This is a genomic window from Desulfococcus multivorans (assembly GCF_001854245.1).
Lineage (GTDB): Bacteria > Desulfobacterota > Desulfobacteria > Desulfobacterales > Desulfococcaceae > Desulfococcus > Desulfococcus multivorans.
This window is the reverse complement of sequence record NZ_CP015381.1, coordinates 4,036,055-4,047,252: the sequence shown is the minus strand read 5'-3', so window position 1 is coordinate 4,047,252 and position 11,198 is coordinate 4,036,055. Positions and strand designations below refer to the sequence as shown.

The following is an 11,198-nucleotide window of genomic DNA, read 5'->3' as shown; positions in this document are numbered from 1 at the left end:
TTGGGTTTGCCGCAACAGGCCCGCATATCGCGAATGGTTCCCGGATCCCCGTAGGGGCGGACCTGTGTGTCCGCCCTTTGCGGATTACCCCGGATTTCCCTCGGCAAGGGCCCGCAGCCGGTCGAGGTTCACCGAGTCCATGTCGGTTTTCCCGCGCATCTTGGGGGTTTCGATGATCTTGGGGCAGCGGGCGAGGCGGGGATCCTGCATGACGAAGCCGAAGGCGTCGAGGCCGATGGCGCCCTCGCCGATATGGGCGTGGCGGTCGACCCGGGAGTTGAAATCGGATCTGGCGTCGTTGAGGTGGATGACGAAAAGGCGGTCCAGGCCGATGATCCGGTCGAAATCCGCCAGGGTGCGGTCGTAGGTTTTGCGGGTCCGGATGTCGTAGCCCGCGGCGAAGATGTGGCAGGTGTCGAGGCAGACGCCGGTTCGGTCCGGCGCGTCGACGGCCGCGAGGATCGCCGCGATCTCCTCGAAGGTGTGGCCGATGCCGGTGCCCTGGCCTGCGGTGGTCTCGATCAGGAGGCGGCAGGAGAGGCCGGGGAGCGCCTCGAAGACGTGCCGGATCTCGCTTGCGGCGTTGGCGATGCCCGCCTCGGCCCCGGCCCCCAGGTGGGCGCCGGGATGGTGCACCACGTAGGGGATGTCGAGACGTGCGCAGCGCTCCAGCTCGGCGGCGAGGGCGACGCGGCTCCGGATCCGTTTCTCCGCCTCGGGGGCCGCGATGTTGAGGAGGTAGGCGGTGTGGGCCGCGATCTCCGTGATGCCGGTCTCCTGCCGGGCCTGGGCGAAGCGGTCCACGGCCTCCCGGGTGAGCGGCGTCTCCTTCCACGTCCGCGCGTTTCCGGTAAAGATCTGGAGCGCGCCGCACCCGTAGGACGCCGCGGCATAGAGGGCCTTGTGAAGCCCCCCGGCGATGGAGAAATGGGCCCCCAGCAGCAGGGGGGCGTCTGATTCGGGTTCCCGGGTCATGGTCTAGGCCAGGGCCTTCGAAACGATCTCGTAGACGTTGCCGGAGAGGTTCGGCAAAGCCTTGATCCGCTCCAGTTGAGCCTTCATCAGGTTCCGGCGGACAGGTTCGTATTTCTTCCAGTGGTTGAACATGCCGGCCATCCGGGCGGCGATCATGGGATTGAAGCCGTCGAGGGCCGCCACCTGGTCGGCCAGGAGGGCATATCCCTCCCCCGTGGGGCTGTGGAAGCACCAGGGGTTGAGGCTGCAGAAGACGCCGACGAGGGCCCGGACCTTGTTGGGGTTCCTGATGGAGAAGGCGGGGTGGTCCAGAAGTTTCCGGACCGTTGCCGGCGTGTCGGAAAGCTGTGCCGCGGCCTGGATGCTGAACCACTTGTCGAGCACCAGGACGTCGTGTCGCCACCGCTCGTAGAACCGGTCGATGGCCTGAATCCTTTCGTCGCAGGGGATGTGGGAGAGGATGGTCAGGGCCGCCATGGTGTCGGTCATGTTGTCGGCGGCTTCGAACTCGGAAAAGAGGCGTTGGATCGCCTCGGGGGTCTCGAGTCCGCCGAGATAGGCGAGGGCTGCGTTCTTCAGACTCCGCCGCCCTACCGAGACCGGATCGACGCGGTAGGGACCGGTGTCGCGGTTCCGTTCGAAGACCGTTTCGAAATCGTCCCGGAGGGTCTGGGCCAGGGTTTGGATGACGAAGCGCCGGGCCTGGTGGACGGCATCGGGATCGATGAGGTCCGACTCGCTCATGAGGGTGGCCAGCTCCGGCTCGCCGGGGAGGGTGACGGCATGGGCGATGAAGGCGCGGTCCTCGGTCTCGTCGAGGAGGGTCTGCCGGAAGGCCGCGACCAGGGCGTCGTCCATGACGGGGGGCCGCCCGGCCCGGATCTCGGCCGCCCGTTCGAGGATGACCTTGGCGAACAGCGTCTGTCCGGCGTCCCACCGGTTGAAAGGATCGCTGTCATGGGCGAACCGGAAGCGGACCTCGGCGTCGCTGCAACCCGCCCGGAGCTTGACCGGGGCCGAGAATCCCCGCAGGATCGAGGGGACAGGAGGTGCCGGGACGTTGACGAAGGTGAAGGACTCGTCGGCCTTCCGGAGTTCGAGGACGCGGGTGGTGGGCCCGGGCGTCTTCTCGCCGGAGAGCTGGAGGGGAAAGTCCCCGCCGTCGGGCGCGATAAGGCCCACGGCCACCGGGATGTGCATGGGCGCCTTCTCAGCCGCGTCGGGGGTGGGGGGGCAAAACTGGGAAAAGGTCAGGGTATAGGTCTTCCGCACGGGGTCGTAGGCGCGGGCTGCCGTGACGACGGGCGTCCCGGCCTGGGCATACCAGAGCATGAACTGTCCGAGATCCCGGCCCGAGGCGTCGGCCATGGCGCCCACAAAGTCCTCGATGGTGACGGCCTGGCCGTCATGACGCTCGAAATAGAGATCCATGCCCTTCCGGAAGTCCTCGGGCCCCAGGATCCGATGGATCATCCGGATGACCTCGGCCCCCTTTTCGTAAACGGTCACCGTGTAGAAATTGTCCATCTTGATGTAGGCCGACGGCCGGACCGGATGGGCCATGGGGCCCGCGTCCTCGGGAAACTGAAATGACCGGAGGGTCCTGACGTCCGAGATGCGCTTGACCGGCCGGGACGTGATGTCCGCGGTGAACTCCTGGTCCCGGAACACGGTGAGGCCCTCCTTGAGGCTGAGCTGGAACCAGTTCCGGAGGGTCACGCGGTTGCCGGTCCAGTTGTGGAAATACTCGTGGGCGATGACCCGGTCGATGTTCCAGAAGTCGGTGTCCGTCGCCGTGTCCTGACGGGCCAGGACGAATTTGGAGTTGAAGATGTTGAGGCCTTTGTTCTCCATGGCGCCCATGTTGAAGTCGTTGACGGCCACGATCATGTAGTCGTCCAGGTCGTATTCGAGGCCGAAGGTTTTCTCGTCCCAGGCCATAGCCTTTTTGAGTGCCTGCATGGCGTAGTCGCACTTGTCCCGGTTTTCGTGCTCCACGTAAATCCGGAGGCGGACGTCTCGCCCCGATTTTGTTCGGAAGGTGTCTTTCAGGCAGAAGAGGTCGCCCGCCACCAGGGCGAAGAGATAGCAGGGCTTTTTGAAGGGGTCTTCCCATTTCACCCAGTGGCGGCCGTCCGAAAGCTCGCCCGCATCGACGCGGTTGCCGTTGGAGAGGAGGACCGGGTATTTCGATCTGTCGGCGATGAGGGTGACGGTATAGGCCGCCATGACGTCGGGCCGGTCGGGAAAATAGGTGATCTTCCGAAAGCCCTCGGCCTCGCACTGGGTGCAGAACATGCCGTCGGACCGGTAGAGTCCCTCCAGGGAGCGGTTCTCCTGGGGCTGGATCCGGGTGGTGATCTCGAGCGTCAGAGCGTCGGGCGGATCGGGAAGGGTGAGGGATCTCTCGTCGACCTGAAAATCCTCCGTGGCCAGGGGCCTTCCGTCCATCAGCACCGAGACGAGCGCCATGTCCCGTCCGTCGAGGACGAGGGGTGGGCGCGTCGCCGCGTCCCCAGGGGCTGCCGCCGGGTTGCGCCGGAGGGTGAGGGTGGATTTGACGCGGGTGTCGGTCTCCTTCAGCTCGAAGACGAGGTCGACGAAGTCCACGAGAAAGGCCGGGGGGCGGTAGTCCTTCAGATGTATCATGTTCGGTGTGGTCATGGTTCGCTCCAGAATCTCGGTTCGCGGGAATGCGACGGCAGGTGCGGCCGGCCGCGGGGTTCGCTCCGGGGGATGTCGCCTATTCGGGTTTTCGGGAAACCTGCCGCACGGCATCGCCGGTAGTAGGGACGATGGGGAGGAAGGTGTCGAAACCGGATATTTCGAAGACCTCCCGGACGTAATCCTGCATGGCGCAGAGGACCAGGCTGCCGTCCAGCCGTTTCAGGTCCTTGGCCGTCTTGAGGATGACCCGGAGCCCCGCGCTGGAGATATAGGCCAGGGACCCGAAGTCGATGACCATATTCCGGGCCCCCCTCTCGATGGCGTTGAACACGGTCGTTTCGAGATCCGGTGCGGTGTTCGAGTCGAGGCGCCCGTCGATCCGGAATATCCATGCGTCATTCTGTTGTTGTTCGATGATCTCCATAATAACCTCTTGTTGCAACCTTCCTACGTCCGGATGGGTTGGGGTAAATTTTTTCTGAGGGTGACGACATTGTCGGTGTCGGTTCGGTGATAGGTCATTTCGTCGGTCAGGCGTCTGATCAACAGGATCCCCATGCCGCCGATCCGCCGCTCTTCCATGGGGCAGCACCGGTCGGGTTCGGGCAGCTCCGTCGGGTTGAAGGGCACGCCGTCGTCCCGGACGCACAGGGTCAGCACGTCCCTCTCCCGGCAGAGAGTGATCTTCACCCAATGCTCCTCTCCGTCCCGATAGCCGCAGGAGACGATGTTGGTGAAGAGTTCGTCGAGGATGAGATTGATCTCCAGGAGGGTCTTCTCCGGGATGTCGGCCTTGACCTTGAACCGTTCGAGTTCTGTCCGCAGTGTCTCCAGTTCCGACAGGTCGTTTCGCAGCTGGAAGCCGGTTTGGTGTCGCCCCATGTCAATCGTTCCGTTCCGTCGGGGGCTATATCAGGCTGATCCCGACAATGTCCTGGTGATCCCCGTGGTCCTCCTGCCGCGCCAGCAGCTTTTCCTCCAATGCATGAATCCGATCCGTGATCGCCTGAACGATGAGGGGAAAGACGGCGGGAAACTGTGCCAGCGCTTTAAAGAACTTTTCGCGCTCGAGCACGAGGCAGGTGGTGTCGGTCGCGGCGATCAGGGAGTAGAGCCGGTTGCGCTTTCCAAAGAGCGACATGGCCCCGATGAAATCATGGGCGCCGTAATCCCTCAGAGATTGCTCGGTCCCGTTGTATTCCCGAACGAGGCGGGCCGTTCCCGAAAGCAGCAGCAGGGCCTGGTCGTCCTCCTCCCCCTGGCGGAACAGAAAATCGCCGGCCCGGTAGGTCTCCTTCGAACAGAGGAAGGCAAGGACCTTGAGGGCTTCCATGGGCAGTTTGGCGAAGAGATAGACCTGCCTCAACAGTTCCAGGTTCTGCTTGTATTCGCAGGCGTGAAACGGCTCAGGATTTTCCATGGACGAGTTCATACAGGAGTCCTTTTTTTTCAATGAGTTCGTCATAACCGCCGAGCTCTCCGATTTTTCCCGACTTCATTACGGCAATATAATCATAGTTTTTGATGATATCCAGGCGATGGGCAATGGAAATCACGGTGCTTCTGCCCCGCCAGTGGTTTTCGAGCAGATTCTGGATCCGGGCCTGGGACTTGTTGTCCAGGGCCGAGGTCGCCTCGTCCATGATCAATATTTTCGGGGCCTTCAGGAATATCCTGGCGATGGCCAGCTTCTGTCGCTGACCGCCGGAGAGTCGGTCTCCGTTGGATCCCACCTCAAATTGCATCCCGAGCTTCAGAACGGTCTCCAGGAGGTCGTCCCGGATCAGAAGCTGGATGGCGCTCTGGCTGATTTTTTCCTGGGCCTTGGGGTGCCGGCTTTTCATTTTTCCAAAGAGGATGTTGTTGAGGATCGTTTCCGAGGGAATGTATCGGCCGGCATCATAGAAGGAGAAGACATCGGGGTGGTCCCGGGAGACGCTTTCCCTGAACAGGGCTCGGCCCTCCAGGATAAGATTTTCCAAAGGGGCGGGAAGGGCGACCATCTTGTGCCGACCCGGTGAAAAGCGGAGGGCCGCATTCAGGAGCCGCTCGCGGTCCTCGTCGGAAACCGCCTCGAGGGGGAGCTTTTTGAGCCGTTCGGTCAAGGGGATGTAGATCTCCAGGTCCTCGGGTTTCAGGGGGCTCTGCTCGAAGAACATTGCCTCGTGGGGGAGGTCGCCCAGGATGTCGACGGTCTGTCCGGCGACTTCCGCCCCCAGCCTCACCAGGGGTCGCATCAGGCCTGCGGTGTCGAGGTAATCCAGAAAATAAACGTTTCGGGAGAGGTTGGATCCGGAAAATTCCGGATGATCGGTGGTGCCGAAGACGATGTTGTCCAGTACCGTCGAGTTGTAGAGATAGGCCCCATCGTCGAAGAACTCGATCAGGTCGTGGACCGCCTCGCCGAACTCCTCCTTGAAGACTTTCCGCATGCGGATGATCCGCTCCGTCAGGTCGGGGTGGTCTTCATGGCGCAGATGGCGGTCGAGGCCGAAACGGAGGACGTCCACGAAGATGCCGGACTGCTGGAGCGCGGCGATCATGTCGTCCAGGGAGGGTCTCACGGCGGCCGCCTCGCCGTCGGCGAACGTTTCGAGGGCCAGACACGAGTAGAGCAGGTTCTCCTCGATGGTCCCCTCGAAGATAAACGGGGACTGGGAGACCGTGCCCATGTTCCGGACGATGTCCGCCTTGGTCAGGGTCGAGATTTCCCGGCGGCCGATCATGGCATGGCCACTCTGGTACCGGTAAAGCTGGTTGAGGCACAGGGCCAGGGTGCTTTTGCCGCTGCCCGAAAAGCCCACCACGGCCATGTGCTTGCCGGCCGGCAGGGAGAAGCTGACCTGGTCGAGGAGGCGGATGCCGCTCTCCGTGTAGAAGGAGAGCTCCTTCACCTCGATGTCGGCCTCCAGTTCGTAAGGCGGTCTGTCCTCCGGCGCCGGCTGATGTTCGGGGACGGCGTTGAAATAGTCCATGACCCGCTTGTAGCTCACCGTGGCGTCCTGGTAGGACTGGTAGAAATCGAGAAGCTCCTTCCAGGGGTCGTACAGCTTTTCCTGGGCCGATAGAAACGCGACAAGGGCGCCCAGGGCCAGCTCTCCGCTGATGGCGAGATAGCCGCCGATGATGAAAATCAGGAAGGGGCTCAGGCTGTTGAGGAAGTTGTTGGTCGTCTTGACGCCGAAGCGATAGAGGTTCCATCTGACGCGGATTCTTCTCAGCTTCTCGACGATGGCGTCGTATTTTCGATTCTCGATGGCGTAGGTGCCGTTGGTGTGAATTTCGTGGATGCCTGAAACAGACTCTCCGATTTTGTCCGATAGCTCCCGGGTGATGTCCACCCGTTTTTTGTTGGCCTGGTTGACGCGGGACTGAAGTCTGGGAACCAGGATGAGAACGACGGGGTAGATGGATAGGGAGACGGCCGCCAGCACGGGATGGAGCCAGAACAGGTATCCGCCGAAGGCCAGCAGGGTCAGGATGTTGGTCACCGGGATGGCGACGGCCATGCCCACGAAATCGCCCGCGGCGGCCAGCTCCGTGACGAGCGCGGAGACCACCATGCCCGGCTGGGTCTTTCGGTAGAAATTGATGGGCAGGGTCAGGATATGGTGATAGACGGCCCGACGCATATCGGCCAGGGCCTTCTGCCCCAGGATGGTCTGGATGACGTTGGTCAGATACTTGAAGAGGGTCGACACCAGGACGGCGGCCAGATAAATGCCGCAGTACAGCTTGAGCAGATCGGTTTTTTTCAGGAAGATCGCTTCGTTGACAATCTTTTTCTGCATCTCCAGGGGAACGACCCTGGCAAAAACCGTGACGATGATGATCAGCAGAAGGATTATCTGGAGCTTGAAATTGCTGGACAACACCCATGAAAAGAGTGACCGCTCCGTCACCAGCCGGGAAGAAGATTTTTTTTTCATTTCCGTCTCATAGGGCCTTGGCTGCAAGCCGATTTTTTAGGGCGTTCTCAAAAAACGAAGCGAACGGGTATTCTCTCTATAGCACCTGCCCGTGGAACGCCAAAGGAAAATATGTCTCCGGGGGCGATGCCCTCCGGACGCCGTCGTCAGGAACGTGAATTTGTCAACCAGGGCCTGAAAGCGGCGACACCGGCCCCAGCCCGGCATGCGCGGCAGGGATCAACAGGCGACGTTCGGTCTGCCCGAGGGCGAGGGTTCAAGATCATAACGCACAATAACTATCTTTAAATAAAGTAGATATTTAAATAAAAAGATATATATCATAAATTGTTTAAAAATTTGAACATCCGGGTATTGGATTGTAACCTATGTAAAATATTTATAATAATGTTAGAAAACGCGGAAAGCCGGGTGCGGCGGGGTCCACAAGAGTGAACGGACAGGGCTTGCCGGCATCTTTGCCGCGGCGGGTGTGCGGCCTGATGAAAGATACAATATTCTGTGATTACAACGGGATAAAAAATAAATGGATTTCAGGTGTGCTTTTTGGCAAGCACCTTGCATAATCCCATGTCAACCTAATAATTTTTTCATCTGTTCTCCTCCTTAACGGCTAATTGAACTCGGTTCATTTAGCCGTTTCCTTTTTTTGGCGTTTCCCACGGCCGTTCGATATCCGCCGGTGTCCTCATGTCGCCGTCGCGGTATCCTTTCCAGCTCCCCGGACTCGGAAAAATCCCTCGGGCCCAGGACACGGTTCAACGGAATAAACAATATATCATATATTAAAACAAAAGGTTGGCTTGTTATAAATCTTTATCTCATAAAAAGTTCAAGATTGTGAACTGATCGATCGCGGACGTAACAGTCTGAATAAAAAGATAAAGACGGCAATTCGACCGGACGGCGTACGCCAACGCGAATAAAACGGGGTTGCTGCAGTTCGCTGGAGCGGGGCGTCGATACCGATGAATAAAGGAGATGTTGGATATAACTATTTGTTATATTATAATAAAAAAATATGGACAAGATAAGTCGGCTTGTTTGGCAAGCGTCTTGCATAATCCCATGTCAACCTAATAATTTTTTCATCTGTTCTCCTCCTTAACGGCTAATTGAACTCGGTTCATTTAGCCGTTTCCTTTTTTGGGCGGCACCCCGGAAACACTCTCCCATGCCGAATGCCCCTCCCCATTGTCAATTCAGGTTGCAACATCGCGCATCCTATTATAAAGGGATGACGTTTCCATCAGCGGGAAAATGGTTTTATTCTTCAACGTTCGACTTTCATGATGGCGGCCGGATATCGGGGCGCGGGCCGTATCCCCCGGCACCGGCCGATGAAAGTCGACAGTTGAGTTTATTCAAAGACGCACCGTTCAATTTCGGTGATGTTCACCGGAAAGCGGCGTCATGGACATCAACATCGAGAAGCAGGACCCACGCAATGAACACGCATCAACATGATCTGCTGCAGACCCATTCACTGACCTTCCTGGAAATGGCGTTTCGGACGGACCGACAGGGCGTCATCGCGCACCCCGACGGGTATGGAAAGAAAACCGGGGACTGCGGCGACAGCATCGAAATCTTTCTGTCCATCGGCAACGGACGCATCGAACAATTTCGGTATCAGCTGGACGGCTGCCTCAATACCAACGCCTGCTGCAACACCCTCGGCGAGATGACGGAAGGGCAAACGACGGCGGCGGCATGGGAGATTACACCTGAAAAAGTCGCGGCCCATCTGCAAACCCTCCCGCCGGACCATTTTCATTGTGCGGAACTGGCCGTCGGCACCCTTTACCTGGCGTTGATCAGTTATCGAGAGGTCCGTCAGGCACCCTGGAAAAAGCTCTACCGATAGCCCCCGCGCTGAGCCGCCGGGCCGATTTGGTCTTGACATAACTGATCAAAATTGTTTATAGGACTGTTCTTAAACAACAATTTTATAGATGACAGGCATATCTGAATTGTGACATTTCTGCACGTTTTCCGAGATGATTGAGGGGGTATATGGGGCTGAAAAAGGTGCTGGCGGAGAGAAAAACGCCTATTGTCAAGAAGTGGTTCGACAAGGTCGTCGAAACCTATCCTACCGATACCGCCCGATTTCTCAAGCGCCAGAAAGATCCCTTCGGCAATCCGGTCGGCAGTACGACCTTCGAGGCGCTGACCCGAATTTTCGAAGAGCTGTTGAAAGAGGCCCCCGACAGCGAAGCGCTTCAGACCGCCGCCGATCCCATCATCCGCATACGGGCGGTCCAGACCATGTTTTCCCCTGCCCAGGCCGCCGGCTTTCCTTATTTCCTGAAGACCATCATCAGAGAAGAACTTGAGAGTCAGCTCTCGGACGTTCAACTGCTCGAGGCGCTTCTGGCGTTTGATCTCGAAATCGACAAGCTCAGCCTCGTCACCTTCAACATCTATACGAAATGCCGGGAGACGGTCTACCAACTCAAGACGAATCTTGAAAGAGAGCGGCTCTACAAAGCGTTTTCCCGAGCGGGTTTGGTACATGAGATCCCGGAGGATGGTCCGGATCTTGAAGAAAAATAATATTAATCACCATGAAGAGGCTCCGGAGATCCGTCCTCCAGGGGCAGTGGAGTGAGGTAAGGTTGTATGAACGTTAAGTACATGTTTTCCCTCTTGGCAGTGGTTCTGCTCTTCCTGCTCGCATATGCGGGTGTTGAAGCGGCAGGGCTTCAGGTGTTTTTCGGGATCGTCGTCCCATATCTCGCTTTTGCGATTTTTCTTTTGGGATTCATCCGAAAAGTGGTCGACTGGGCCCGTTCACCGGTTCCCTTTCGCATCCCTACAACCTGCGGCCAACAGCAATCGCTTCCGTGGATCAAACAGGCGAAGTTCGATAACCCGAGCACCTCCGGGGGCGTCATCGTCCGCATGATTCTGGAAATCCTGACATTCCGATCCCTCTTCAGGAATTTGAAGTTCAAACAGAAAGAGGGCGGCAAGCTTTTCTACGGCCTGGAGCTTTTTCTGTGGCTGGGCGCCCTGGCGTTTCACTATGCGTTTCTGGTCGTCTGCATCCGTCACCTGCGTTTTTTTACGGAACCGACACCCTTTTTCGTCAAGATCTTCGAGCGGCTCGACGGTTTTTTCCAGTTCGGCCTTCCCGTCGTCTATCTTTCGGGCATCGTTCTGTTGGCCGCGACCCTCTACCTGCTGCTCAGAAGGATGCTCAACGCCCAGGTCAACTACATTTCCCTCGCCGCTGATTATTTCCCCCTTTTCCTGATTATCGGCATCGCCGTCACCGGCATCATGATGCGCTACTTCACCAAGGTCGACGTGGTGGCGATCAAATCGTTCACCATGGGGCTGGTCACCTTCCACCCCGTGATTCCCGAGGGGGTCGGAGGGCTGTTCTATGTACACCTGTTTCTGGTCAGCGTTCTGCTGATCTATTTCCCTTTCAGCAAGCTGATGCATATGGGCGGGGTGTTTATGAGCCCGACGCGGAATCTGACCGGCAACACCCGGGCCGTAAGGCACGTGAACCCCTGGAACTATCCGGTCAAGGTGCATACCTACGAGGAATACGAGGATCATTTTAGAGATCTCATGATAGAAGCTGGCCTTCCAGTGGAGAATAAGGAGTAA

The 11,198-nt window shown here is 58.5% G+C and carries 9 protein-coding genes; 3 read left to right on the top strand and 6 right to left on the bottom strand.

The genetic code is table 11. The features are described from left to right. Positions 1-84 precede the first annotated feature (84 nt). From dmul_RS17635 to dmul_RS17610, 6 genes are all read right to left on the bottom strand, one after another. Complete coding sequence (locus tag dmul_RS17635) at positions 85-975, bottom strand: deoxyribonuclease IV (protein ID WP_020876681.1); 891 nt, start codon at positions 973-975, stop codon at positions 85-87. Between the two features lie 3 nt (positions 976-978). Further along, complete coding sequence (pepN, locus tag dmul_RS17630; RefSeq protein ID WP_020876680.1) at positions 979-3,639, bottom strand: aminopeptidase N; 2,661 nt, start codon at positions 3,637-3,639, stop codon at positions 979-981. A gap of 79 nt (positions 3,640-3,718) precedes the next feature. Next, complete coding sequence (locus dmul_RS17625) at positions 3,719-4,066, bottom strand: STAS domain-containing protein (protein ID WP_020876679.1); 348 nt, start codon at positions 4,064-4,066, stop codon at positions 3,719-3,721. A gap of 23 nt (positions 4,067-4,089) precedes the next feature. After that, positions 4,090-4,524, bottom strand: coding sequence for an ATP-binding protein (locus dmul_RS17620; RefSeq protein ID WP_020876678.1), 435 nt, complete (start codon positions 4,522-4,524; stop codon positions 4,090-4,092). Positions 4,525-4,549: 25 nt separating this feature from the next. Further along, entirely contained in the window at positions 4,550-5,062 is a 513-nt protein-coding gene (locus tag dmul_RS17615; RefSeq protein ID WP_159449707.1) for a Crp/Fnr family transcriptional regulator, read from the bottom strand. After that, complete coding sequence (locus tag dmul_RS17610; RefSeq protein WP_020876676.1) at positions 5,049-7,571, bottom strand: ABC transporter ATP-binding protein/permease; 2,523 nt, start codon at positions 7,569-7,571, stop codon at positions 5,049-5,051. Before dmul_RS17610 ends, dmul_RS17615 begins: the two co-directional genes overlap by 14 nt. A gap of 1,447 nt (positions 7,572-9,018) precedes the next feature. On the opposite strand from dmul_RS17610, the gene dmul_RS17605 reads away from it, so the two are divergent. The 3 genes from dmul_RS17605 (at position 9,019) to dsrM (ending at position 11,198) form a co-directional block, all read left to right on the top strand. Next, positions 9,019-9,438: an iron-sulfur cluster assembly scaffold protein gene (locus dmul_RS17605; protein WP_020876675.1), complete on the top strand. Its 420-nt coding sequence runs from the start codon at positions 9,019-9,021 to the stop codon at positions 9,436-9,438. A 149-nt stretch (positions 9,439-9,587) separates the two neighbouring features. Further along, positions 9,588-10,130 carry an RsbRD N-terminal domain-containing protein gene (locus dmul_RS17600; RefSeq protein WP_020876674.1) on the top strand — a complete coding sequence of 181 codons (543 nt, stop codon included), beginning with the start codon at positions 9,588-9,590 and terminating at the stop codon, positions 10,128-10,130. A 66-nt stretch (positions 10,131-10,196) separates the two neighbouring features. Continuing rightward, complete coding sequence (gene dsrM / locus dmul_RS17595) at positions 10,197-11,198, top strand: sulfate reduction electron transfer complex DsrMKJOP subunit DsrM (protein WP_020876673.1); 1,002 nt, start codon at positions 10,197-10,199, stop codon at positions 11,196-11,198.

Bases quoted from the DNA above. Each gene is read 5' to 3' on its own strand.
- dmul_RS17610 (WP_020876676.1), bottom strand. From the start codon at position 7,571: ATGAAAAAAAAATCTTCTTCCCGGCTGGTGACGGAGCGGTCACTCTTT.
- dsrM (WP_020876673.1), top strand. From the start codon at position 10,197: ATGAACGTTAAGTACATGTTTTCCCTCTTGGCAGTGGTTCTGCTCTTC.
- dmul_RS17625 (WP_020876679.1), bottom strand. From the start codon at position 4,066: ATGGAGATCATCGAACAACAACAGAATGACGCATGGATATTCCGGATC.
- dmul_RS17635 (WP_020876681.1), bottom strand. From the start codon at position 975: ATGACCCGGGAACCCGAATCAGACGCCCCCCTGCTGCTGGGGGCCCAT.
- dmul_RS17605 (WP_020876675.1), top strand. From the start codon at position 9,019: ATGAACACGCATCAACATGATCTGCTGCAGACCCATTCACTGACCTTC.
- pepN (WP_020876680.1), bottom strand. From the start codon at position 3,639: ATGACCACACCGAACATGATACATCTGAAGGACTACCGCCCCCCGGCC.
- dmul_RS17600 (WP_020876674.1), top strand. From the start codon at position 9,588: ATGGGGCTGAAAAAGGTGCTGGCGGAGAGAAAAACGCCTATTGTCAAG.
- dmul_RS17615 (WP_159449707.1), bottom strand. From the start codon at position 5,062: ATGGAAAATCCTGAGCCGTTTCACGCCTGCGAATACAAGCAGAACCTG.
- dmul_RS17620 (WP_020876678.1), bottom strand. From the start codon at position 4,524: ATGGGGCGACACCAAACCGGCTTCCAGCTGCGAAACGACCTGTCGGAA.